21 protein-coding genes and 3 pseudogenes are annotated in these 22,366 nt (G+C 68.8%); 12 read left to right on the plus strand and 12 right to left on the minus strand.

Features of this window, described 5'->3' with window-relative positions:
• The first annotated feature begins 11 nt into the window (after positions 1–11).
• The 3 genes from ACIRGB_RS22910 to ACIRGB_RS22920 are packed head-to-tail and all read left to right on the plus strand — an operon-like array spanning position 12 to position 3,654.
• On the plus strand, positions 12–1,829 hold the full coding sequence (locus ACIRGB_RS22910) for a serine/threonine-protein kinase (protein ID WP_403868175.1): 1,818 nt from the start codon (positions 12–14) through the stop codon (positions 1,827–1,829).
• Between the two features lie 57 nt (positions 1,830–1,886).
• Positions 1,887–2,090, plus strand: coding sequence for a hypothetical protein (locus ACIRGB_RS22915; RefSeq protein ID WP_403868065.1), 204 nt, complete (start codon positions 1,887–1,889; stop codon positions 2,088–2,090).
• Between the two features lie 28 nt (positions 2,091–2,118).
• A complete protein-coding gene (locus ACIRGB_RS22920) occupies positions 2,119–3,654 on the plus strand; it encodes a hypothetical protein (RefSeq protein ID WP_403868068.1) in 1,536 nt (511 codons plus the stop codon).
• 310 nt (positions 3,655–3,964) lie between these two features.
• Here the strand turns inward: ACIRGB_RS22920 and ACIRGB_RS22925 are convergent, their stop codons facing one another.
• A complete protein-coding gene (locus tag ACIRGB_RS22925; protein ID WP_403868070.1) occupies positions 3,965–4,903 on the minus strand; it encodes a LysR family transcriptional regulator in 939 nt (312 codons plus the stop codon).
• Positions 4,904–5,014: 111 nt separating this feature from the next.
• On the opposite strand from ACIRGB_RS22925, the gene ACIRGB_RS22930 reads away from it, so the two are divergent.
• Positions 5,015–5,908, plus strand: a complete 894-nt coding sequence (locus ACIRGB_RS22930; protein ID WP_403868073.1) for an NAD(P)H-binding protein — start codon at positions 5,015–5,017, stop codon at positions 5,906–5,908.
• 73 nt (positions 5,909–5,981) lie between these two features.
• Positions 5,982–6,347 (plus strand): darcynin family protein, encoded by a 366-nt coding sequence (locus ACIRGB_RS22935; RefSeq protein ID WP_403868076.1) that lies wholly within the window; start codon positions 5,982–5,984, stop codon positions 6,345–6,347.
• 98 nt (positions 6,348–6,445) lie between these two features.
• On the opposite strand, the pseudogene ACIRGB_RS22940 reads toward ACIRGB_RS22935, so the two are convergent.
• Positions 6,446–7,284: pseudogene (locus ACIRGB_RS22940) on the minus strand (IS5 family transposase).
• Positions 7,285–7,628: 344 nt separating this feature from the next.
• Between ACIRGB_RS22940 and ACIRGB_RS22945 the strand changes: the two are divergent.
• From ACIRGB_RS22945 to ACIRGB_RS22960, 4 genes are all read left to right on the plus strand, one after another.
• The gene (locus ACIRGB_RS22945) at positions 7,629–8,489 is read left to right on the plus strand and encodes an alpha/beta fold hydrolase (RefSeq protein WP_403868079.1); all 861 of its coding nucleotides are present in this window, start codon (positions 7,629–7,631) and stop codon (positions 8,487–8,489) included.
• A gap of 103 nt (positions 8,490–8,592) precedes the next feature.
• Positions 8,593–8,811, plus strand: a complete 219-nt coding sequence (locus ACIRGB_RS22950) for a hypothetical protein (RefSeq protein ID WP_403868082.1) — start codon at positions 8,593–8,595, stop codon at positions 8,809–8,811.
• Positions 8,808–9,182, plus strand: coding sequence for a PIN domain-containing protein (locus tag ACIRGB_RS22955; protein ID WP_403868085.1), 375 nt, complete (start codon positions 8,808–8,810; stop codon positions 9,180–9,182). The genes ACIRGB_RS22950 and ACIRGB_RS22955 overlap by 4 nt, the downstream gene beginning before the upstream one ends.
• Positions 9,183–9,487: 305 nt before the next feature.
• The gene (locus tag ACIRGB_RS22960) at positions 9,488–9,787 is read left to right on the plus strand and encodes an SDR family NAD(P)-dependent oxidoreductase (RefSeq protein WP_403868088.1); all 300 of its coding nucleotides are present in this window, start codon (positions 9,488–9,490) and stop codon (positions 9,785–9,787) included.
• Between the two features lie 28 nt (positions 9,788–9,815).
• Here ACIRGB_RS22960 and ACIRGB_RS22965 read toward each other — a convergent pair whose 3' ends face one another.
• Both ACIRGB_RS22965 and ACIRGB_RS22970 read right to left on the minus strand, forming a co-directional pair.
• Positions 9,816–12,002, minus strand: a complete 2,187-nt coding sequence (locus ACIRGB_RS22965) for a 2Fe-2S iron-sulfur cluster-binding protein (protein WP_403868091.1) — start codon at positions 12,000–12,002, stop codon at positions 9,816–9,818.
• 11 nt (positions 12,003–12,013) lie between these two features.
• On the minus strand, positions 12,014–12,778 hold the full coding sequence (locus ACIRGB_RS22970; RefSeq protein ID WP_403868178.1) for a siderophore-interacting protein: 765 nt from the start codon (positions 12,776–12,778) through the stop codon (positions 12,014–12,016).
• A 146-nt stretch (positions 12,779–12,924) separates the two neighbouring features.
• Here ACIRGB_RS22970 and ACIRGB_RS22975 point away from each other — a divergent pair, with 146 nt between their 5' ends.
• Positions 12,925–13,545, plus strand: coding sequence for a TetR/AcrR family transcriptional regulator (locus tag ACIRGB_RS22975; RefSeq protein ID WP_403868094.1), 621 nt, complete (start codon positions 12,925–12,927; stop codon positions 13,543–13,545).
• Between the two features lie 629 nt (positions 13,546–14,174).
• Here the strand turns inward: ACIRGB_RS22975 and ACIRGB_RS22980 are convergent.
• On the minus strand, positions 14,175–14,786 hold the full coding sequence (locus tag ACIRGB_RS22980) for a hypothetical protein (protein WP_403868097.1): 612 nt from the start codon (positions 14,784–14,786) through the stop codon (positions 14,175–14,177).
• Positions 14,787–14,989: 203 nt separating this feature from the next.
• On the opposite strand from ACIRGB_RS22980, the pseudogene ACIRGB_RS22985 reads away from it, so the two are divergent.
• Positions 14,990–15,760 (plus strand): annotated as a pseudogene (locus ACIRGB_RS22985) (transposase family protein).
• A 182-nt stretch (positions 15,761–15,942) separates the two neighbouring features.
• Here the strand turns inward: ACIRGB_RS22985 and ACIRGB_RS22990 are convergent.
• Both ACIRGB_RS22990 and ACIRGB_RS22995 read right to left on the minus strand, forming a co-directional pair.
• Positions 15,943–16,881: an alpha/beta hydrolase fold domain-containing protein gene (locus tag ACIRGB_RS22990; protein WP_403868100.1), complete on the minus strand. Its 939-nt coding sequence runs from the start codon at positions 16,879–16,881 to the stop codon at positions 15,943–15,945.
• Positions 16,882–16,988: 107 nt separating this feature from the next.
• Positions 16,989–17,840: an enoyl-CoA hydratase/isomerase family protein gene (locus ACIRGB_RS22995; protein WP_403868103.1), complete on the minus strand. Its 852-nt coding sequence runs from the start codon at positions 17,838–17,840 to the stop codon at positions 16,989–16,991.
• Positions 17,841–17,885: 45 nt separating this feature from the next.
• On the opposite strand from ACIRGB_RS22995, the gene ACIRGB_RS23000 reads away from it, so the two are divergent.
• Positions 17,886–18,281 carry a winged helix-turn-helix transcriptional regulator gene (locus ACIRGB_RS23000; protein WP_403868106.1) on the plus strand — a complete coding sequence of 132 codons (396 nt, stop codon included), beginning with the start codon at positions 17,886–17,888 and terminating at the stop codon, positions 18,279–18,281.
• Between the two features lie 63 nt (positions 18,282–18,344).
• Here ACIRGB_RS23000 and ACIRGB_RS23005 read toward each other — a convergent pair.
• From ACIRGB_RS23005 to ACIRGB_RS23025, 5 genes and pseudogenes are all read right to left on the minus strand, one after another.
• Positions 18,345–18,821 (minus strand): annotated as a pseudogene (locus tag ACIRGB_RS23005) (transposase); the annotation flags it as partial.
• Positions 18,821–19,036, minus strand: a complete 216-nt coding sequence (locus ACIRGB_RS23010; protein ID WP_403868109.1) for a transposase — start codon at positions 19,034–19,036, stop codon at positions 18,821–18,823. The pseudogene ACIRGB_RS23005 and the gene ACIRGB_RS23010, both read right to left, overlap by 1 nt.
• A gap of 56 nt (positions 19,037–19,092) precedes the next feature.
• Positions 19,093–19,887, minus strand: coding sequence for a DeoR/GlpR family DNA-binding transcription regulator (locus tag ACIRGB_RS23015; protein WP_403868112.1), 795 nt, complete (start codon positions 19,885–19,887; stop codon positions 19,093–19,095).
• Between the two features lie 50 nt (positions 19,888–19,937).
• A complete protein-coding gene (gene pdxA / locus ACIRGB_RS23020) occupies positions 19,938–20,942 on the minus strand; it encodes a 4-hydroxythreonine-4-phosphate dehydrogenase PdxA (RefSeq protein WP_403868114.1) in 1,005 nt (334 codons plus the stop codon).
• Complete coding sequence (locus tag ACIRGB_RS23025) at positions 20,939–22,354, minus strand: four-carbon acid sugar kinase family protein (RefSeq protein WP_403868116.1); 1,416 nt, start codon at positions 22,352–22,354, stop codon at positions 20,939–20,941. The genes pdxA and ACIRGB_RS23025 overlap by 4 nt, the downstream gene beginning before the upstream one ends.
• Positions 22,355–22,366 lie beyond the last annotated feature (12 nt).

Raw genomic sequence — 22,366 nt, forward strand, 5'->3', positions numbered from 1 at the left:
GCAGCGGTGGCATGGGCACAGTGTGGCGGGCCCGCGATCTCGCGCTGCACCGGGAGGTCGCGATCAAGCAAGTTCGCCCGCCCGCGCCGGAACTGGCACCGCAGAACTCCGCCGCCTCACGCATGCTGCGCGAACGCATGCTTCGCGAGGCCCGCGCGCTGGCCCGCATCAGCCACCCGAATGTCGTGACGATCCATCACGTCATCGACGAGCAAGAAGGCTCCTTCCCCTGGCTGGTGATGGAGCTGGTCCCGGGCCACAGCCTCGCGGACCGGCTCGGCGATGGCAGCCTGCTGCACCCTGTCGAGGCCGCCCGGATCGGCCGCCAGGTGTTGGCAGCACTGCGCACGGCCCACGCCGCCGGGATCTGCCACCGCGACGTCAAACCCGCCAACGTCATGCTGCGCCCGGACGGCGGCGCCGTACTCACTGACTTCGGCATCGCCGCCCTGCAGCGCCCTTCCTCCACGGGACCCTCCTCCGCCTCGTTAACTGCCACCGGCGAACTCGTTGGCACCCCCGAATACGTGGCGCCCGAGCGCATCCGCGGCATGGATGACGAACCGGCATCGGACCTGTGGTCGCTGGGCATGCTGCTGTACGTCTGCGTCGAGGGACACAACCCGCTGCGCCGGCCCACCCCACTGGCCACACTGGCGGCGGTCCTCGACGGCGAGCTGCCTGCGCCGGTACGGGCGGGGGCACTGGCGCCCGTACTGGCCGAGCTCCTGGTCCGGGACCCGGCGGCCAGGCCCGCGCCTGAGCGGCTCGACGCGATGCTGGCCGCTGTCGCGGAGGGGCATGTGACGAGGTATGCGGAGCCGACGGCCGAGCTGCCCGAGGCTGAGCTGCCCACGGAGACCGCCCCGGTCCCGCCACCCTTCGATCCGCCGCCCGCGCCCCCCTCCGGCCGCACACGCCCGTGGTTGATCACCGGCGCCGCGGCCCTCGTCGCCGTGCTGGTCGGTGTCACGGCATACACGCTGGGCAACATCAGGGGAGACGACGAGGGCTCCGGCACGCAGGCGAACAAGCTTCACCTCGTTCGCCCCGGCACCCTCACCGTCGCCGTCGCCGGCAAACGCAGCGGCAGCGCACACAATCTCGCGTACGCGGCCGACGACAGCGGCTGGCTCGAGGACACCAGCCCGGGGCCCAAGGCGGGTGACTGGACTGGCCCAGACCCCGACCTGGCCAAGGCGCTCGGTGAGCGGCTCGGTTTGCGGGTGCAGACCGTCGGGGTCGAGATATTCGGCCCGGGCAACCCGTTCGAGGGGCTCGGAAAGGAGTACGACGTCCTCATGCCGAGCTCGGCGGTCGCCTCCCTGGACGCCAAGGAACGGCAAGGGGTCGATTTCCTCCACTACTTCGACTACGGATACACCGCCTACGCGCCGTGGAAGACGGCCAGGAAGATCCATTCCTGGGCCGACCTGTGCGGCCTGCGGGTCGCCGCTTTCGGCTCCGAGGAGGCGATACGCGAGGCGTCCTACCGGGAGTGCGGCCCCGAACCGATCAAGCAGTCCTCCGCGGACCTCTTCGACTACCCCAAGCTGCTCCGCAACGGCTCTCTGGACGCGGTCGTCAGCGACCTCCCGTACGCCGTCGGTCAGGCGAAGGAATCCGATGGTGACTTCCACCTGGCCCAGGGCGACCTCGCCGAGGATGCCCCCGTCGGCATGGCCGTGCGGGGCTCCAACGCCGCGCTGAGCAAGGCCCTCCAGCGGACCCTGAACGAATTGATCAGCAGCGGCGAGTACCGCAGCATCCTCAGGGACTGGGATCTCGAGGACGGCGCCATCCGCGCCACCCAGGTCATCCGCGACTGAATCAGCTCGCTGACCACCTTCCGCGGGCGACGCAGCCCCGATGCAGTCACGGGCCTCGTGGACCAGCACAAGGTGGTCGAGGCGCTGCACGGCGTCGGCTCCCGCCAGGCCGGTGCGCTGCACGAGTACGGCATCCACACGGTGGGCCTGCCGGCCGTAGTCTCGCCGGACGTCTTCACCAGCCGGTCCGCACCACCACCGAGGCCATCTTCCCTGTCAAGTTCTTCTGTTCAGCTTCTGGATGCCCGTGGCTTCACGTAGTTTTTCGCCTCTGACAAGATCACTGCCCATGACCGTCTCGTTCCGCATCGATCGAATCCTCGGTGACCGCCCCTTCGCCGAGATCGGTGATCCAGTCCTCGCCGTCGACGACGAGAGTCGCGGCTTGTTGGCAGTGGCAGGCACACACGTGGCGGTGGCGGGGGTCCCCGACTTCGGCAGCATTGCACCTGTCGGTGTCTACGACACCGACAATCTGGCTTGCCGGGCCCTTCTCCGTGCGCGGTATCCCGTACATGCCATGGCTTTCCACCCCCGGCTCCCCCTGCTTGCCGTCGGTACGGGCGACTACGACGGCGGTTACTTCTTCGAAGGGGAACTGCTCCTTTTGGACCTGGAAACAGGCAGGAGCACATCGCTCATCGAGCACGAACTCGGCCGCCAGGTCCTGAGCCTGGAGTGGCTCAACGAGCAGGAACTTCGCGTGCTGATGGCGCCGTATGACGACTGGCAGGACAAAGACGCGTGGAATGAGGGACACGTTGCGGTAGTGCGCCGGCCCGACTGGGGGGCTGTACCGCCCCGGTCGCTCACCGGACACGACCTGGCCGGACCACGAGTAGCGGCCCCGCGAACCGACCGTCGAGAGGACGCACGTCAGGAGGTCTCCAGCCTGAGTAGCGAATGGGACCCGCGTCGCAACGTCCGCGCAGTCGAGGAGCTGTCCGACGGCAGGATCGTGGCGACCCTCGACGGGATCCAGTTGGAAGCCTGGTTGTCCTCAGGACAGCGGCAATGGGCTGTTCAGGACGACGACGGTGGCGGCCGCGACATTGTCGTAGCCGCAGATGAGCGATCGGCGTGGGTCAGCCTGATGCGGCCGCCGTGGCAGGAGCACGCTCAGGCCGTGGTCCGACTGTCGCTCCAGGACGGGGCACGGCTCGACCGCTTCACTCCGGCGGGGGCGGTGTCCCTGGTGCGGTGTGCTGACGGCCAGCCCGCCCTTGCACCCGCCGGCAGGAACGGAGCACGAAGCAGATTGCGTATCCGGCGTGGCAGCCGGGTCTACTTCCGGGAAAGTGTCCCCAGGAAGAGCGGGCAGAAACCTGGATCAGGTGACGCCTGGCTCGCGGCTGTGGAACCGAAGAGCATACCGGTCGCCGAACGTCCGCGTGAGCCCAGAAAGGCGGAGGCCCGTCGTCTGTCTCCCTACTCCTGGACGCCTGGCGAGACACACTTCGCAGGCCCCGGCGTGGAGACTGCCGATGGCGACCTGATCCATGCTGGCACGGTCTACCACGGCCACGGATTGCAGCCAGGTGGATCGTTCGTCGTACGGCGCACGGTGGCCGGAGAGAAGCCGACATGGGTCTTCCGGACAGACCGGAAAGCCACGGACCTCGACCACGACCTGGAATCCGTCTTCGTCACATACGACGACGGCGAGCTCGTCATACTCGATCTCCATGACGGCAACGTCCGCTGGCGTCAGCACCTGGTTGTGGCCGGAGTGCCCGTCGTGGCGACCGCGCTGACTGTCATCGAACCCGGCCTCCTGCTCATCGGTACCACTGACGGACGACTCCTGAACTGCTCGATCTTGTAGAAGTGCTGATGCTGTAAGGCACACTGTGATCCTTACCGACGGGAGCAGTCCTATTAGGTTGTCGACCGAATCGCAATCACGTTATCCGCTGGGGGTGCCAGCTCGTCATGTCCTTGGGTCAGAACTGCACTCGCGAGGGTCGGGCGGGTCACCAATTGGCGGAGCTCTTCGAGTTCGGCTCGTTGGTTCGCGGTGGTCTTCTTGAGTTTGGCGACGGTCGCCCGTAGCTGCTTCTCCGTTTCCGGGACCTGCTTGGTCTCGGTGCGGACGCGCTCGTTCTGTCAGCCGATGCCGCACCTCTGAGGTCACGTCAGGTGGTCCCGGGTGCCCGCAGTGTGCGGCGAACAGCGTTGCGGAGCCAGTGGTGGGCTCCGTCGGCTGTGTGGCGGGGGTGCCAGGCCATGCCGATGGCCAGGGGCGGCAGTGGCAGGGGTACGTCGAGGAGGCGCAGGCCGAGGGCGGTGGCGGTGTGGGTGAGGGGTGATTCGGGGTTGCCGGGGAGTGCGGCGGGGACGAGGCATACGACGTCGCTGCGGGCCGCGAGGGCCATCGCCGCCAGGTGGCTGGGAAGGACGGCGGTGACGCGCCGGTGGAGGTTCCGTTCGGCCAGGGCGCTGTCGAGAGGGCCGGTGAACCGGCCTCGTCGGCTGACGACGACATGTTCGGCGGCAGCGAGCCGTGCCGGGTCCAGGGCTTCTTCGGCGAGGGGGTGCCCCGGGCGGACGGCCGCCACCATCCGCAGCGTGACCAGTTCTTCGACCTGGGTCTCCGGGTCCACGTGGTCGATGGATCCGATCTCCAGATCGATCCGGCCGTCGCGGAGGGCCGGACCGGCCTCCAACTCCTCGGCTCGGAGCCGGAACGAGACGCCCGGTGCCTCCTGCCGGGCCAGGTGCAGCAGTCCGGGGGCCAGCGCCGCACCGACCAGGTCGGCGGTCTGAAGGGTGAAGGTGCTGCTCAGGGTGGTGGGGTCGGCGCCTTCGCCGGGGCTGAGCAGCGCTTCCAGACGGCGCACCACTGCGGCGGTCTCGTCGCGCAGAGCCAGCGCTCGAGGGGTGGGGACCATGCTCTGTCCGGCCCGTACGAGGAGCGGGTCCTTGAGGGTGCGGCGCAGGCGGCCGAGGGTGCGGCTCATGGCGGCGGGGGAGGTGTGCAGGCGAGCGGCGGCGCGGGTGACGCTCTGCTCGGTCAGCAGGGCGTCCAGTGCGACGGCGAGGTTGGCGTCAAGGGCCGAATGTGGGCTGTTCACCAGCGTAATTCCATTTCGGGCAATACCTCTTTGCTGAAGTTCCCATTGTGGCATCACCGTGGCGGTCCCCAGGATGGGCGTACCGATCCGACACGGATGCTTGAGGTTTTCATGATCGTCATCACTGCCCCCACCGGGAACATCGGCCGCCACCTGCTCACCCGGCTTCTTGAGTCCGCTCCCGCCGCCGGTGAGGAACTGCGCGTGATCGTGCGTGACCCGGCACGGCTGCCGGACGCGGCACGCGGACGCGTCGAGGTGATCACCGGCTCGCACGGCGACGCCGAGGTGGTCGACAGGGCTTTCCAGGGCGCGGACGCCGTCTTCTGGCTCGTCCCCCCGGACGCCTCCCTGGCCCCGGAGGACGCCTGGTCCGGCTTCACCCGCCCCGCCGCGAAGGCGCTCGCCGCCCACGGGGTCGGCCACGTCGTCGGCGTTTCCGCGCTCGGCCGCGGCACCCCGCTCGCCGGCCGCGCCGGACTCGTCACCGCCTCATTGGCCATGGACGACCTGCTGGCCGGCAGCGGCGTCGCCTACCGGGCCCTGGCCAACCCGTCCTTCTTCGAGAACCTCCTGGAGGAGACCGCCTCGATCCGCGAGCGGGGCGTCTTCACCGACACCGTCGATGCCGACCGCAAGGCGCCCCTGGTCGCCGTCGCCGACATCGCGGCCGTCGCCGCCGGCCTGCTGCTGGACCGCTCATGGACGGGCACCGGCAGCGTCCCGGTCCTCGGGCCGCAGGACCTGTCACCCAATGACCTGGCCCGCATCATGACCGAGCAGCTCGGCCACCCCGTCCGCTATGAACGCCAGCCGCTCGACGAGCTGTACGCCACCCTCCTCGGCCACGGCCTCAACGAGGCATTCGCACAGGGCGTGATCGACATGAAGCGGGCCAAGGACGAGGGCCTCGATGCCGGCGTCCCCCGCACCCCGGTCACCGCCGGTACCAGCACCTTCGAGCACTGGTGCGCCCAGACCCTCAAGCCCGCCGTCCTCTTCTGAAAGCCACCCGTCTCTTCGCCATCGCATGTGGCGCCCATGGCGTCAGACCACCCACCACTTGGGAGACACCACCATGCCCGTTGAGGAAACCGAACCGCCGGTCACCGCGTTCATGCTCGTCAAGACCACGCCCGAGTGGCTCGCACTGACCGTCCCGGAGCGGATCGACGCCTTCACCACCCAGGTCCTCCCCACGATCGAGGCCAGGACCACCGGCGTCCGGTCACGCTTCTACGACACCGAGTTCTACTCCGCGCGCGTCACCGACGTCTGGGTCTGGGAGGCGGACGACCACCACGCCTACCAGCTCCTCATCGACGCCCTGCGCGAAACCCCGTTCTGGGACCGCTACTTCGAGGTCGTCGACATCCTCGTCGGTACCGAGAACGGCTATGCCCGCAACTACCACGTCGACCCCGTTGCCACCATCAGCACCTGACCGCCGACGGTTGCCACGCACCGGGCTCACCTGCCCGGTGCGCGTCACAGGTCTCTCGGACATCGCATCGCCTTAGAGGTCGTTTTCTCCAGTCGTTTTCATCCCGTAATCTGCTGTTTGGTCTGCAGTGTCGGGGCGCGCCAGGAGGTGGTGTTCTCGCTGGTGAGGCGGCGGGCCATGAGGTCGGTCAAAGCGATATGGATCATGGCTTCGGATCGGTGCGGATGGGTTTCGTAGTCGCGGGCCAGCCTGCGGTGGAGCATGAGCCAGCCGTAGGTCCGCTCGACCGCCCAGCGTTTCGGGATGGGGGTGAATCCCCTGTTCCCGGGCTGGCTGCGTGCTCGACGAGGTGTTGGCGGTAGCCGCCGTCGACCCACGCTTTGCGGATGCTGGGATGTTCGGCGGTGACCTGGTCCAGGAGCTGGGTGCCGGCGATGGAGTCCTGCACGCTTGCCGCGGTGACCAGCACAGCGAGCACAAGGCCGATGGTGTCGGTGACGATACTCCGTTTCCGTCCGACGATCTTCTTGCCGGCATCGATGCCCTGACTGGTGGCGAGCACACTGGTGGAGGTTTTCACGCTCGGCGCGTCGATCACGCAGGCCGACGGTTCGGTCTCCCGGCCTTCCTTCTGCCGTAAGAGCTGGCGGAGCAGGCCGTTGAGCTGGGCGAACACACCTTCCTGCTGCCACCTGGCGAAGTAGCCGTAGACCGTATTCCAGTGCGGGAAGTCGTGCGGGAGGTAGCGCCATTGGGCGCCAGTGCGGTCCACATACAAAATCACGTCCATGATGTCGCGCAGGTCATGCTCGGGCGGCCGGCCGAAGTCCAGAGCTCTGCCACGGCGCTCGAAACGCCAGGCCGCCAGGACCGGCTCGACCAACTCCCAGCGGGCATCGGACAGATCACTCGGATACGGGCGGCGTCGCTTCGGCATGCCTCCGGCGTACCGCCGCAGACCGAGTGCGCCCAGGCGCACAGCGATGACGACGCAAGCACGCAGCCTGGGAAGCCGGGCGTCCTGGGCAGCCATGAGACTGAGCACTTCAGTCCACGAGTGAGCATGCGAGTTGACGATTGGAGCGAGCACCGTCGGCGGCCCGCGTGAGCTGAGCGACGTAGTGAGACGTCGGCGAGTGAAGGGCGGGCGCGGCCTTGCCCCGGCCGGCCAACAGTGGCGCTCCGGCTTTCGGCCACCCAGACGACGTGCCGGGGCACATCCTGGGCAGGCGGGATGCCGGGGAGGGCCGCAGGTCAGGCCCCGGAGCGAAAGGAGCGTCCATGTTCGAGAACTTCGCCGCCAGGACGGTGAACACCGGCGAGGCATCCGTCTTCGTCCGGTACGGGGGCGAGGGCCCGCCTCTCCTGTTGTTGCACGGCCACCCGCGGACGTCGGCGACCTGGCACCGGGTCGCGCCCCTTCTGGTGCGGCGCGGCTTCACCGTCGTCTGCCCCGACCTGCGCGGTTACGGACGCTCCCGTGGCCCCGCGCCCGCTTCTGATCACGTCCCGCACTCCAAGCGTGCCGTTGCCAGAGACATGGTCGAGGTCATGCGGGCGCTCGGGCGTCATCGCTTCGGGCTCGTCGGGCACGACCGTGGGGCCGCCGTGGCCCTCCGTCTGGTGCTGGACCACCCTTCAGCGGTGACCCGGGCAGCGTTCCTGGACGGACTGCCTCTGAGCGAGCACCTGGCCCGTGCGGATGCCCGGTTCGCCACCGCGTGGTGGCACTGGTTCTTCTTCGCCCAGCCGGACATCCCCGAACGCGTCATCAACGCCGACCCCGACGCTTGGTACCACGGCGACCCCGAGGCCATGGGACAGGAGAATCACGACGAGTGGCGGGCCGCCACCAGGAACCCGGACGTCGTCCGCGCCATGCTGGAGGACTACCGCGCCGGACTCACCGTGGACCGCCGCCACGAGGAAGCGGACCGGGCACGGGGCGCACGGATCGAGTGTCCCACCCTGGTTCTATGGTCCCTGCGGGACGACCTGGAGGACCTGTACGGCGACCCCCGCGCCATTTGGCGCGACTGGGCCGACGACGTCCGAGGCCACGGCATCGACGCCGGCCATCATGTGGCAGAGGAAGCCCCCGGGCCGCTCTCCGTCGCCCTGGGCGACTTCTTCACCGCCTAACTCGGTCCACCGCCGTAAGGACAGGCGTCATCCCGCAGCCGAGGCGCTGTCCGAAGGGCTCTCGCCGACTCAGAAGCCGACGAGTATCAAGACTAGTGAGGACGTGCGCGACCGGCTGCGGGTCCTGGCCGAGGAACGGGGCACGACGATCACTGAGCTGCTGGAAGAGCTCGCTTCTCGCGAGCTCACGCAGGCGGAGCGGGAAGAGCGCGCGGCGGAGGCGGCCCGTGAGCTCGGCGTCGAGTACAGCGAGCAGGTCCGGCAGGCCGGTCAGGATGCCTGGGCGAAGATCCGTGCGCATCAGGGCGGCGCCGCCGCGTGAACGTGACGGCCGTCCTGGACCACACTGCTCTGGCTGCTCTGTTCCGGGCAGATCCCTTCTTCACCGGCCTCTACATCGAGGCCTCGCGCGGCACCGGCCGCGTCCTCATTCCGTCCCTTGCCCTCGTGGCCGCCGAACGGGAGACCGTCGGCATCGGCCGGCACGCGGCGTCCCTGCGGTTCGCGGAGAGCGTCCCCTTCACTGCGGCGCACCCGGTCGACACGATGGGCTGGCCGAACGCGGACTGGCCGGTCGCTCATGCGGCGGCGATCGCCTGGCACGCGATCAAGGTGGGCGAGCCGCTCACCGTCCTGTCGCTCCAGCCCGATCTGTACGCGGGTACCGGTGTTACTCCGCTGAACCCATCCTGACGAGTGTTGCCTCACCGCCCGGCAGGGAGGTGTGCCTGCTGGCTCTGTTCACCAGTCTGATGAACTGAGCCACTCAGGCGCCTGACTCGTCAAGTCCAGCAGCCATGGGCGCCGGGGGATCGAACATGATCGGCTTGCCGCACTGGCCGTAGGTGGGTGCCGAAGGCAGCAGAACCTCGGGGGAGCCGATGATGTTTGTAGAACGACCCGAAACTTCTGTTGCCTGATGCCTGGAATGTCCACCTGGGCCCGGCTCTGGGACGTCATCCGGTCGATGGCCGACAAGGCCGTGAGGAAGTGCGGACATGACTGAGAACACGCTGAGGGACAAGGTCGCCGTCGTCGGCGGTGGCGAGAAGAACCTGGGCGGGCTGATCAGCAGGACATTCGCGGAGGCCGGGGCGAAGGTGGTTGTGCGCTACCACAGCTCGGAGAGCGATGCCGAGCAGACGGTCAAGGCGATCCAGGAGGCCGGAGGACAGGCCGTCTCCGTCCAGGGGGATCTGACGAAGGTCGCCGACGTACGGCGGCTCTTCGACACGGCCGTGGACACCTACGGCGGCGCCGACATCGCGGTCAACTCCACCGGGACGGTACTGCGCTAGCCCATCCTGAAGACCACCTTCGACGTTCTCAACGCCGGTCCGGGGACGTCGGATCGGCAATATCAAGGGTCACCTTGGACAGCGGACGACTGACGCATGTCAGCACGTGGCCCTCGGCTTTCTGCCGGGAGGTGAGGCAGGTGTCTTCGGGTTGCGTGACCTCTCCGCCGCGCATGCGCACCACGCATTCGCCGCAGTTGCCGACTGTGCAGGAGTACGGCATGGGCAGCCCTGCGGCGAGACCGGCATCGAGCAAGGTCTGGCCAGGTTCAACCACGGCAATTCCGACGAGGCTCCCTGTCCTCTCGACTCTCATCTCCTGGGGTGCCGCAGCGCCGGTAGGGGCGGTGGTGATGCCGGTGAAGCGTTCCTGGTGGATGAGCTCGTCCGGTACTCCGAGCCGGTGCAGGACTTCCTGGACAGTGTCCATGAGTGCTTCGGGACCGCAGACGTAGTGGTGTGTGCTGGAGGAGAGAGGCAGTTTGGTCACCCACTGGCGGATTCCTTCGGCGTGGAGTCGTCCGTCACGGCAGGTGAGGACGTGGGTGACAGCCAGTCGGTCGGGATGGTTCTTCTCCATGCGAGTCAGCTCATCGCGGAAGATGATCTCTTCGGAGCTGCGGCTGCTGTAGAGCAGGTTGATGCGGCCGGTCGACGCGGGATCGGAAAGACGGGTTCGAATCATGCTCATCATGGGTGTGATGCCGCTGCCGGCTGCGATGAGCACCATCGGTCCAGGGTCTTGAGGCGGCGCGTAGAAGGTGCCGGAGGGGCCGCGTACCGCGAGACGGTCCCCGGGGCGCAGGCCGCGGTGGGCGTGTGTGGAGAAGCGCCCGCCCTCCACCTTCTTGACAGTCACCTCCAGCCGGGTCGCGCCCGGGACCGAGGAGGCGGAGTAGGCGCGCCGCACTTGGTGGCCCTCTACGTCCGTGACCAGCGTGAAGAACTGTCCGGGGTGAAAGTTGAACGGCTTGGCTTCTTGAGTCGCGTTCTCGAGCACCAGTGTTCGGGTGGTGGGCGTCTCCTGGCGTATCTCTCGGATGCGCACCGGACGCAGCGGGCTTTCCGTTGCGTTTCCGTGGCGTGCCTTGCCGTGGCGAGCCGCCACAGGGGCTCGAACGTCTGCGTAGCCCTCTTTGCGTAGTCCGGACACGTAGGCGCGGTCCGCGGCTTTCCGCATCAGCCAGCTTGTCCCGGGAACGGCGGTGATGAGCTTGATCAGCCATGCCCATGCGCGCCCGGACTCGGCGGAGTTGGCAGCCAAGTGGGCGCTGCCCAGGGCCATCATGTCGGGCGGCTGACCGCGACCGGCCAATCCATCCGGCGTCCACAGACGTGCACTGGCCACGGCATTGTTGCTGCATACCTCGGCGTGCTCGACATCAATGAGGAGTGCGAGATGTGGTGGCACTCCGCGTAGGGCCATCGTCTCCAGTAGCGAGGCGTCGTCGGTGATCGCGCCTCGCCCGTGGACGTGCAGCACGCCGCTGCGGCCGGGGACAAGCGCGGCGAGTGAGAGCCGGTCGTCCTGCAACAGGTTGTGCAGGCTGTCTGCGCGCTTGTTGCCCTTACGGTCGGCCAGGACCAGGGTACGGCCGTCCAGAATGCGGGCCACCGTCTCCCGCTCCCCACGCGGGCTGGTGTCGCTGCCGCCGTCGGTGTCCCACGTGGAAAGAGCCAGAAAGGGGGAGGCGGTCAGAAAGTCGCTCACGCCGGGACCAGTCAACGGGCCCAGGCCCGGCACAGCCTCGGCTGCCCGGAATGGGGCGGCCGGCTCCCACAGTCCGGAGCGGATGACGGCCTGTGCGCAATGTACGTATGCCTCGGTGACGTCCACGGCCGTCTCCCCGCCTTTGAGGGCGGATGCGGCGCCGTTGACGCGCAGTACCTCTCCCACACCGGGCAGCAGAAAGAACAGCGAGACCGGACCGGGGACGACGGCCGGCCCGGGAGTGGGGAAGGAGAACCGCTGGGGGGAGTGGACGCGCGCGAACCCGGGGGCGCCGCCGACGAAGGTGGTCCGGGTGGTGCCGTCCGTGCCCCGGTAACCGAAAGCCGCGACTGGGCTGTGAGCCAGGACTTCGCGGCAGCCAGCGTCGAGGACGCCGATCTGCTTACGCATGATCATTGAGGCCGGGCGGCCGACGACCGCCTCGATCTCGTCCACGGTGGTGAGCCGGTGCAAGGAGTCCGGCCGGAAGGTGTGCTGCTGCATGTCGGTCCCTTTCAGCCGGGGGTCGACCGGCCCAGGCGCCAGTAGCCGTAGAAGGAGATGTCGCGCTTGGCCACGCCGCGGTCGTCGATCAAGTGCCGCCGGACGCCGGAGGCCAGGCGGGACTCGCCCGCCGTCCACGCGTAGAGGGGCCCTTCGGGCAGTTCGGCGTCGCGGACCGCCGCCAGCGCGAGGGTGCCGGGCCGCAGGTCCGCGTCGTCGCGGCTGAGCCAGTGGACGCGTACCCCGGCCGACGTGGGGACGTCCCGGACGTCGGCCGATGTCGCCACTTCCACGAAGACCTCGGTGGGCGGCGGGTGCGGATCGTCCTCCAGGATCGACAGGATGGCCGGCAGCGCCGTCTCGTCGCCCACCAGCAGCCGCCCCCGGGCGTGCTCGGGCAGCCGGTACATGGTTCCCAGGTCGAAGATCCCGGCGGGGTCGCCCGGTCGGACACGGCGCACCCACGAGGACATGGGCGAGTCGCCGTGCAGGGCGAACTCGATGTCGATCTCCTGCTCGGCGGGCCGCAGCCGCCGGACGGTCAGATTGCGCACCCACGGGCGGACCGCCTTGGCCATGAGCATCACCTGCACCATCCACCGCTCGTTCGAGGCGGTCGGCATCCGCAGCTCCCGCTGCCCGTCCCGGGTGAAGAAGAGACGGACGGCCTGGTCGGCGCCGCCCGGTACGAGGTCGCGTACGCCGGGGCCGCCCAGGGTGACCCCGGCGAAGCCCGGTGTGAGCGGTTCGCACCGCCGCACCTCCACAGTGATCATCTTGCGCTCTCGGGGAATGCTCACCTGAGGGATCACGTCCGTGCCCCCTGTCCTTGACGCAGCTTGTTTCCGCAGCTCATGGCACTATTCTGAGTAATAGCTCGTCTCTTGACTACTCGCTTTTCGCTGTCCGGAAGGACCCATGGATGACGTCCGCCGACCGCCGTCTCGCCCCACGTCGCAAGCCTCGACAGGTGCGCGCCGAACTCACTCGTGAGCGCATCCTCACCGCCGCTGCTCACGTTTTCGCCGACTACGGCTACGCCGCCGGCACCACCAACCGGATCGCCGAACGCGCCCGCATGTCCATCGGCTCGCTGTACCAGTACTTCCCGAACAAGGACGCCATCCTCGCCGAGCTGTTGGTCCGGCACATCGACCGCGGCGCGTGGACGGGCGTCGAAGAGCTGGACATGTCACCCGGCAGCCTGGCGGAGGCGGTCCGGGCGCTGGTCCGCGACGCGATCGATCACCACCGGGACGACCCGCAGCTGCTGCGGATCATGTTCGAGGAGGCGCCGGCCTCCAGCGAACTGATCGAAGCGATCGACCGGCACGGCAAGGCGCGGGTGAGTCAGGTGCGCGAGGTGTTCGCCCGCCACCCGGACGTCCGGGTGGGTGATCTCGACACGGCTGCGGAACTCGTCGTGGGAACCGTCGAGATGAACACCCACAAGCTGATGGCGAGCCCGCAGCCCGTCCAGGTAGAACGGCTGGAGGCGGAGCTGGTCGCCATGATTACTCGGTATCTGCGTGGCGATCAGTAGTTGCCGACTGTACTGACCGCAAGCACAACCCGCCCCCCATGCCGGAAGAGTGTCAACAACGCATTTACTCAATACACCTGGGCGGAGGTCCGCGCCCGACCCCGCGTAATGTGCCGCAGTGCGGAATCTCGTTACCTGGCCCGGGAAGCCAGGCTCAGTGGCAGGCCAGACTCCACCAGAACGGCGAGTACGTGCGGACCATGCAGTTGGTTTCGTGATCGGTCTGGCTCAGCCAATGTGCCCTTGCCGGTACTCCAGATGAAGCGCAGTCATGGCAGTGGACGACGTTTCTTGGCCACTGAGTCGGTGCCGCGGTCGCCGCGCAGGCAGCGGCACTGCACCGAGCATTTGCGTGCAGACCGGCCGAGTAGCAATAGTTGATCGGCTGCGGTCAGGAGAACTCTCCCTGAGACGTCACAAGCGCGGCGTACCTCGGGCAAGGACGCTGCGACACGGCGCCCGTGCCGATCAACTATAGCGAGCGGCCTCGGTCCGGGAGGAAGCGTGCCAATACTCTGAGAACCGCGGTGCGGTGGATCGCAGTACGCCCATACCGTACAGAAGGAACCCCTCAGGTTTGACCCAGTCCGTTTCGAGGTGTGTGTACTGGCCGTCGCGTGCTCCTGCTGTCACAACAGCCAGGGCGTCAGGCAGATCCCGCAACCGGTGAACCACTGTGTTCCGTTGCGCTGTGCGGCACCACCAGCGGGGTGCGGCGTGTGCCGCGGCCACTGCGCGCCCACCTGTTCCACCACAGCGGCCCGGAACGCTTCCAAAAGGACGCACCCTGGATACGTCCCAAACGCTCCGTACTTCCAGCGGTGGTAGCACGACCAGTAGCTCACCACGCGCCGCTCCGTGCGGGCGACGAAGGCCGGATTCCGGGCGATGAACTCCCCGTAGAGGCGGCGCTGGGCCGAGCCCGGGACGGCGAGCCCGGGAAGACTCCGGCCGATCGCCTCGATGATCTCCAGCACATACTCGCCGGCCAACTGCACCACGAACGGCACCACCCACGGCTCGCCCGACGTCACAATCTGCTCAAGGTGCCGCTGACGGACCCGGCCATCACTGTGCCGGGAGTAGAGGCAGTGCAGAATCGCCTGCCGAGTTCCGACCAGGGGCGGCCGCTCCGAGTCGGCGCTCGGCTCCTCGTTGTACATGCGCGACGGGATGGCAACGGTCTCGCCCTGCACCTCGACCACGAAGGGCATCGTCGGCGCGAGCCTGGCCTCCGGCATGACCGCCAGGACACTCTGCACGTCGCCGGCAGACGGGTCGGAAACGCTGCCACCGGGGCATAGGCGACGCTCGACGGATCCCGAGGCAGCTGCACAACAGGAGGATAAGCGGCGAACCCTTTCGGTCTCTCAACCGCCCGCAACGTTGCGGGACAGCCCTTAAAGGGTGTTGCAGAAGGCCGTGTACTGGGCATCTCCGTTGTATGGCTGGGGTGTTGAGGGCCGAGCGGGTGTGGGTGGAGACGTTCACGGGGTTGCGGGTTGATCAGTTCGGCCGGTTGCTGCGGGCGGCCCGGGAGCGTGGTGGCGGGGGCTGTGGATGAGGTCGTCCGTGGCGGCTTCCTTTGGCCGAGCGGGTGCTGCTGGTGGCCGTGTACTACCGCACGAACCTGACGATGCGGCAGCTCGCCCCGCTGTTCGGCGTCTCGCCCGCGACGGTGTGCCGGGTGATCCAGCGGCTCGGTCCGCTGCTCGCGCTCGAGCCGGTCCGCACCTCCCAGGACGCCGTCGAGCGGCTGTGGATCGTGGACGGCACCCTCGTCCCGGTCCGCGACCGCAAGGTCGGAGCGTCCTCGCGTAACTACCGGTTCTCGGCGAACGTGCAGGTCATCGTGGACGCCGAGACCCGGCTGGTGGTGGCCGCGGCACGTCCGGTACCCGGTAACACCGCGGACGCGAAAGCCTGGCGAGACTCCGGCCTGGCCGCACACTGCGAAGGCGTGACCGTCCTCGGCGACGGCGCCTACATCAACACCGGCCTGGTCGTCCCGCACCGCAAACGCCCGGGGCGACCCCTGCTGAAGGGCGAGGAGGAGGACAACGCGCAGCATCGCAAGGTCCGCGCGCGTGTCGAGCACACCTTCTCCCGCATGAAGAACTACAAGATCCTCCGTGACTGCCGGCAGCGCGGCGACGGCCTCCATCACGCCGTCCAGGCCGTCGCCCGCATGCACAACCTCGCCCTCGCCGCATGACCGCACAGGCCCGAAAGCCGATTCAGCCTGCGAGATCACGGCCTTCTGCAACACCCTTCAGTCCCTCCCACACCTCGTCCAGCGCCCGCTCATCACCGGCCCCCCGTGTGGACGATGCGGTCCCGGGTGCGGACCGCACCGAGGCGGCCAATCCTCCCCGTCAGCCACATCCACGGTCAGCGTCAAAGGGAGCGAAGGACGCGGTAGCGGTCCGTCAGGGCGCGCTGAGTTACAGCTGCGTTCTCATCCAGCCATTCGTAGGCATGTGGCGTCCCGGGATGAACGTGGAGCTCGAGCGGGACGTCGGCGGCCGCCAGTTTCTGCGCGTAGGCGAGGCTCTCGTTCCGCAGGAGATCGAGATCGCCCACCTCGATGTAGGCGGCCGCCAGACCACGGGCGTCGCTCAACCGCGCGGGAGAGGTCGTCTCCGAGGCCGGACCATCGGCGCGGGCGTTCCAGGAGGTCGCGTTCATGCCGGCGGTCCATGCGAGGAAGGGGTCGAGGGCCGAACTGGCGACCGTGGTCCTATCGTCGAGCATGGGGTACAGCAGTATCTGCTGGGCGATCGTGATTCCACGGTCCCTCGCCAGGACGGCGGCCGACGCCGCGAGCCCTCCGCCCCCGCTGTCACCCATCACGGCGATGCGCGTAGGATCCACCGCCAGTCGGTCTGCTTCCTCAAGCAGCCACATCACCCCAGCGAAAACGTCCTCGCTGAGCTGCTGGCCTTTTCCCTCGGGGGCCACGCGGTAGCCGACCGACAAGATGGGGACGGACGTCTCGGCCACGTAGACACGCATCCTGCGATCGTAGTGATCGAGGGTGCCGGCCACCTGACCGCCGCCGTGAGCGTAGACGACGGCGGAGCCGGGACGGGCGCCACCCTTGCTGTACCAACGGGCCTCGAGCGAGACGTCACCGCCGACGGGGATGGAGACGTCCTCTCGATCGACACCGGCCGGGACGGGCGGCGCGAGCCTACCCATTTCGGTGTACTGGTAATTGATTCGATCGCGTAGTGCCCGCACATCGTTCGCGGGAGGATCGGGCATGCTCAAAAACTCCGGAGGGAGTTGCGTCAGCGCCTGCGCGAGCTGATCGTCGAGGCGGTAACCGGTCATTGGTGTTCTCCTCAAGACGTGGGTCGAGGCCGGGGCGCGCCAATAACTAAATGTCGAAGCAGAGCCCGAAGTATCCCCAGGTCATGCCTCCCGCTGCATCCGGAATTTCAGGAATTTCGGGCGAGGTTTGCCCGCAGGACCTCTTCGAGGTTGAGTTCGACCTCGCGCGTGTGAGCGCCAGCGGCAAGTGCTGCCTTAGCGAGTTCGCCAGAGGCAGGGGTGAATGTTTCCCCGAGGTAGCGGTCCTCCGCGCGCAGTGCATCCTCGAGTGGGCCGTCGGCAGCGTCGATCGCCTTGGTAGCTGCGACGCGGACACCTTCGGGCAGGTTGGCGATGGTCAGTGCAACCCAGTCGACGTAAGCGTCCAGTTCCGCGGCGGGCAAGGCCCGGTTCACCCATCCCCAACGCTCGGCGGTCGCGGCGTCGATGAGGCCGCCTGTGAGCACGATCTCGAGGGCGCGAGCGCGACCCACGAGACGGGGCAGGTGAGCAGTTGCGCCAGCGCCGGGGACGATGCCCATAAGGGTCTCGAACTGGCCGAATGCGGCGGTTTCGAGCGCTGCGAAGCGGAGGTCCAGGCTGGAGATCATCTCGGGGCCGCCGCCACGGGCAAGTCCCGCGACCTTCGCGATGGTGGTCTGGGGCAGACGCCGCCAGCGTTCGTGGAGCCGCATCATCGGGCCGGTTCCGACGAGCGTCTCCTCCGCGATCGGCAGGGCAGCGTACGTCTCAGGGTTCTCGACGAATGTCAGGTCGCCGTGTGCCATGAAGAACTCCGGATTGGCGCTCTGGACGACGATGACGTGCAGGTCGGAATCGCTCTCGGCCGATGCGGCAACGGCGTCCAAGTCGAGGAGGAGCTGGGCCGTCATGAGGTTGACGGGCGGGACATCGATCGAGACCCACAGCACGCCGTCCTGGCGCTTCAGGCGGAGGGTGGTCAGGGGCTGCTCAGGCATGGTTTTCCTTTGATCAAGGGGTGGTATTTCTGGTATACCTGGTGCATGGCAGGTACTTCAACGAAACCTGGTACCCCTGGAGACCAGGCCGCCCCGGGCACCATCGTTGGTCCGCAGCGTGAACTCCTGGATCAAATCCTCGATAAATGGGGTCAGCTGCTACTGACGTCGCTGTGTCAGCAGCCGCGACGCTTCAACGAACTCAAGCGAGAACTCGACGGGATCACGCAGAAGTCTTTGACGCAGGCGCTGCGCCGCTTAGAACGCAACGGCCTCGTCGAACGTCGGGTGCTAGAGCAACGTCCCATTGCCGTGGAGTACCGCATCACACCACTCGGGCGCACTCTCGATAAGCCATTCTTGACCCTTCTCGCATGGACGGCCGATCACCTCGCCGAAGTGGAACAACACAGGGATGCGTACGACGCCGGCAACCCTTAGCCAGCGGCTCGGTTCGCTACCTCCAGCGCCGCCCGTGTCGCTGGCCTCGATCTGTCCGTCAGGGGTGTCGGTCGCGGAACAAGTGATCCGCATGCCGTCCGCGTCGGTGATCCTCAACTGGGCGCCTGGGTGAGGCCGTTCCTTGCGGACGATCAGCCGCATCCCTTTCGGCCAGCCGTCGAGCAGGTCACCGGTGAGTTCGGCGATCCGGGCCCCGTCGCGGACTCCGCCGCCGGTCTCGACGGCCGGGGCCCAGGCGGAAGCGGGGATCTTCAGCACGTGGCTGTGGATGGCCTGGGTGATCATCATGCCGACGGAGCAGGAGAGCCAGCGTCCGCGCCGGGCGAGCCAGGAGACGAACTCGTGGGTGCCGCCCGCGGAGTCGCAGTGGATGAGGGTCTGCCGTCCACGCCGGTATTTCCCGGGCAGTTGGGCGAGGGCGAGACGGGCGGTGGTGATGTGGTCGGCGGCGGGGTTCGAGCCCGCGTTCCCGGGGCGGAGTAGAGCGGCGACGGGTTCGCCGGTGCCGCCCGGTCCGTTTAGGTCTCCTTCGAGGCCGCAGTTCTCCTGGCGCCCGCCGACGAGGCGGCCGGGCCCTGGCCACGGTGCTTGCGGTCCCGCAGCACCCACTTCCGCAGGGTGCCCCGGCCGATGCCCAGATCGGCGGTGATCCCCTTGCAGGTCGCCCCGGACGTGGACTCGAACAGGGCCACGGCATCGGCCTTGAACTCGTTCGAGTAGTCCTTCATCGCCATCGGCGGTCTCTCGCTTCCTCCGGATCAGGCAGATCCAGTATCAGCGTGTCCACCACTCAGGGGGAGGCTCCCTCCTCTAGGGGATCGGCCAGCACCACCACGATCCCGCGCGCGGCGAACGGCGCCAGGTCGGCTTCCTTCGCCGATGCGTCGGTGACCAGGGTCCAGCCGGGCGGCAGCGTGGCCCAGGCGTGGAAGGGGGCCCGGCCCAGCTTCGCCGCGTGGGCCAGGACGTACGTGTGAGTGGCGCGGCGGGCCATCATCTCCTTGAGCCGGGTCTGGCGCAGGTCGGCCTCGCAGATTCCGCCGTCCGCCGTCACACCGTCCGCGGACAGGAAGACCCGGTCGAAGGTCATCCGTTCCAGCGCCGCCTCCGTCAGCGGGCCGACGAACGCCTGGCTGAGCGGGCGCAGCGTCCCGCCGAGGCATTCCACGTGCACGGTCTCGACGTCCGCCAGTTCGTGCAGCACCGTCAGCCCGGTGGTGGCGACCGTGATGTCCTTGGCGGTACGCAGCTCGCGCGCCAGCGCTCCGACCGTCGACCCGGCGTCCAGCAGTACGGTCTCGCCCGGCCGGACCTGCGCCGCCGCCCACCGGGCGATGGCGCGCTTGTGCGGGTACGCCTCCGTGGTGCGCTGTCGCAGGGACGCCTCCGGGTGCGCGTTGAGCGCCATCGCCCCGCCGTAGGTGCGGGCAAGCCGGCCGTCAGCGGTGAGCCGGGCGAGGTCGCGGCGGATGGTGGAGGCGGTCACGCCGAAGTGCCGGGACAGCTCCTCCACGCTGGCCAGGCCGGTCGTGGTGGCGAGTCTGAGGATCTCCTCGCGCCGAGCCTGGGATCCGATGGGCGGCATCAAGTGTCCTTAGCGGTACGTGGGTCAAGCGGCCTTCGCGGCACGTGGCTTCAGCGGGCGGTGGACATCTCGGCGGCCTGTCGCAGCGCCTCGATCATGCTACCGGCCTCGGCCTTGCCCGTACCGGCGATGTCGAAGGCCGTGCCGTGGTCCACGGAGGTACGGATCACGGGGAGGCCGACGGTGAGGTTGACACCCGCCTCGATGCCGAGCACCTTGACCGGGCCGTGGCCCTGGTCGTGGTACATCGCCACGATGAGGTCGTAGTCGCCCCGGGAGGCAAGGAAGAAGGCGGTGTCGGCGGGGAGGGGGCCGCGCGCGTCGATGCCGTCGAGGCGCACCTTCTCCAGCGCCGGAACGATCTTCTCCTCCTCCTCGCCGTAGCCGAACAGCCCGTTCTCGCCCGCGTGCGGGTTGATGCCGCACACGCCGATGACGGGTGCGGGCACTCCGGCCCGGACCATGGCCTCGTGGCCGCGGCGCACGGTCCGCTCGACAAGACCCGGCTCGATCCGGTTGACGGCGTCGATGAGACCGATGTGGGTGGTGACGTGGATGACCTTCACCTTCTCGGTGGACAGCATCATCGACACCTCCTCGACCCCGGTGAAGTGCGCGAGCAGTTCGGTGTGACCGGGGTAGACGTGCCCGGCGGCGTGCAGTGCCTCCTTGTTGAGCGGGGCGGTGCAGATGCCGTCGATCTCCCCGGCGAGGGCCAGTTCCGCGGCCCGCTTCACATATTCGTAGGCGGCGTTGCCGGCCACGGTGGACAACTCGCCCCAGGGCAGGTCCTCGGGCAGCAGCCCAAGGTCCAGGACGTTGATCCGGCCCGGTGCGGACTCGGCCGCGGCGGGCGTCGGGACGGTCACGATCTCGCAGTCGGTGCCGAGGATCCGGGCCGCTTCCCGCAGCCGTGCCGCGTCACCGATCACCACAGGGCGGCACCGGCTCAGCGTCGCGGCGTCCAGGACCGCGGGCACGATCACCTCCGGCCCGATACCGGCGCCGTCGCCCATGGTGAGACCGATGAGGGGCAGGGGCTGCTGCGCGTTCACTGGGTGACTCCTTGCTCAGAGGGTGCCGTGCCGGTCGGGGCCGGTAGCGGTGGTGGGGGAGTGGACGTGGGTGAGGACGGTGAGGCGAGGCGGGGCCGGAGCGCCGCCACAATGCGGAGGAACGAGTCCGGGCCGCCGAAGCTCCCGGGGCGGGTGACGACCGACCGGCCGTCCGAGGTGCGGGAGTGCACGGCACCGTGGTGGATCTCGCCAACGGGCCACAGTGTCGTGACCCCCGCCGCGTCAAGCACCCGGCGGGCCGTCTCGCCGCCGGTCAGGACCAGGTCGGGGCGCCCCGGCAGCGCCGCCACGGCGCGCGCCAGGCCCGCGACGATCCCGCGCGCCGTCCCGGGGCGAACGCCGCCGGACCCGTCCACGGAGACCACGGTGACCGTGCCGGGCGCGAGCTCGGGCAGTGCCACGAGGTCCGGGCCGGCCAACCGGCCGGGGGCCAGCGGGACATGCCGGGCGCCGGCCGTCACCAGCCGCGCGACCTGCCCGGCCACGGCGGGTTCCGCGCTCCCGGCGACGATCAGGAGAGGGCGCTCGTCGCCTGCCTGCGTCACCGCGGAGTCGGCGTCCGGGCCGTGCGTGCCGAGCCGGCGGCCGAGTGCCGCCGCCAGGCCGCCGCTGCCCAGCAGCCGGGCGCCGGGGCCGAGGAGGGTCGCCGCAGCGGCGACCACCGCCAGGTCGGTGTCGGTGTCGGCGTCGCATACGGGGTGCCGCCCGCGCGCCGCCAGCCGGCGGAAACACCCGGCGAGCGCGATGGGGCCCTGCCGCACTACCTCGACCGGCACGTTCGCCGTCGGCAGCGGTGCCATTGCCTCGGCGACCGACCGGGGAGCGGCGCGCTCCTCGGCGCGCCAGGCCGTGCAGCCCCGCAGTGGCGCGCCGTCGACCAGGACGGCGCCGTCGCGTACGACCCGCCCGGCGACGGGCAGCGCCGGAGCGATCACCAGCAGCTCGGCGCCCTCAGCGAACGCGGCGGCCTCGGCACCGACCGGTCCGCGCAGCAGCGAATCGCACTTCTTGTACCAGAGCGGACGGCCGTACGGAGCACGGGAACTGACTGCGCGAAACGCGCGAGAATCGGATTCGTGTCCTGCGGTCCGTGGCCGTGCCAGGCCGTCCTCCGAGCGGGCGGCGGGGTCCGTGCCGGCCACTGCCGCGGGCCCGTCCGCCGCCGTCTGCGCCGCGGCCAGCGCGGCCCGTACGGTGTCGGCCGCTGCCTGGTCGGACAAGTACCGTGAGTCGAGATCCACCACCGCCGCCTCACCGGCGGCGACGGGTACCGCCAGGTCGGCGGAGTGCAGCGCGAGCCTTGCGGGCCGCCGTAGGAGCGCGGCCACCTCTGCGGCTCCCGACAGGTCGTCGGCGAGCGCAACGACCGGAGTCTCCTCCCGAGGGCACACGCGAACCTCCTC

Origin of the sequence: Streptomyces sp. NPDC102490 (genome assembly GCF_044765285.1) — a bacterium.
Taxonomy (GTDB): Bacteria; Actinomycetota; Actinomycetes; order Streptomycetales; family Streptomycetaceae; genus Streptomyces.

Excerpts from the sequence above, each read along its gene's own strand:
- ACIRGB_RS22910 (WP_403868175.1), top strand. The coding sequence starts at position 12 with ATGGGCACAGTGTGGCGGGCCCGCGATCTCGCGCTGCACCGGGAGGTC.
- ACIRGB_RS22920 (WP_403868068.1), top strand. The coding sequence starts at position 2,119 with ATGACCGTCTCGTTCCGCATCGATCGAATCCTCGGTGACCGCCCCTTC.
- ACIRGB_RS22930 (WP_403868073.1), top strand. The coding sequence starts at position 5,015 with ATGATCGTCATCACTGCCCCCACCGGGAACATCGGCCGCCACCTGCTC.
- ACIRGB_RS22935 (WP_403868076.1), top strand. The coding sequence starts at position 5,982 with ATGCCCGTTGAGGAAACCGAACCGCCGGTCACCGCGTTCATGCTCGTC.
- ACIRGB_RS22945 (WP_403868079.1), top strand. The coding sequence starts at position 7,629 with ATGTTCGAGAACTTCGCCGCCAGGACGGTGAACACCGGCGAGGCATCC.
- ACIRGB_RS22960 (WP_403868088.1), top strand. The coding sequence starts at position 9,488 with ATGACTGAGAACACGCTGAGGGACAAGGTCGCCGTCGTCGGCGGTGGC.
- ACIRGB_RS22965 (WP_403868091.1), bottom strand. The coding sequence starts at position 12,002 with ATGCAGCAGCACACCTTCCGGCCGGACTCCTTGCACCGGCTCACCACC.
- ACIRGB_RS22970 (WP_403868178.1), bottom strand. The coding sequence starts at position 12,778 with ATGATCACTGTGGAGGTGCGGCGGTGCGAACCGCTCACACCGGGCTTC.
- ACIRGB_RS22975 (WP_403868094.1), top strand. The coding sequence starts at position 12,925 with ATGACGTCCGCCGACCGCCGTCTCGCCCCACGTCGCAAGCCTCGACAG.
- ACIRGB_RS22980 (WP_403868097.1), bottom strand. The coding sequence starts at position 14,786 with ATGCCGGAGGCCAGGCTCGCGCCGACGATGCCCTTCGTGGTCGAGGTG.
- ACIRGB_RS22990 (WP_403868100.1), bottom strand. The coding sequence starts at position 16,881 with ATGACCGGTTACCGCCTCGACGATCAGCTCGCGCAGGCGCTGACGCAA.
- ACIRGB_RS22995 (WP_403868103.1), bottom strand. The coding sequence starts at position 17,840 with ATGCCTGAGCAGCCCCTGACCACCCTCCGCCTGAAGCGCCAGGACGGC.
- ACIRGB_RS23000 (WP_403868106.1), top strand. The coding sequence starts at position 17,886 with ATGGCAGGTACTTCAACGAAACCTGGTACCCCTGGAGACCAGGCCGCC.
- ACIRGB_RS23010 (WP_403868109.1), bottom strand. The coding sequence starts at position 19,036 with ATGGCGATGAAGGACTACTCGAACGAGTTCAAGGCCGATGCCGTGGCC.
- ACIRGB_RS23015 (WP_403868112.1), bottom strand. The coding sequence starts at position 19,887 with ATGCCGCCCATCGGATCCCAGGCTCGGCGCGAGGAGATCCTCAGACTC.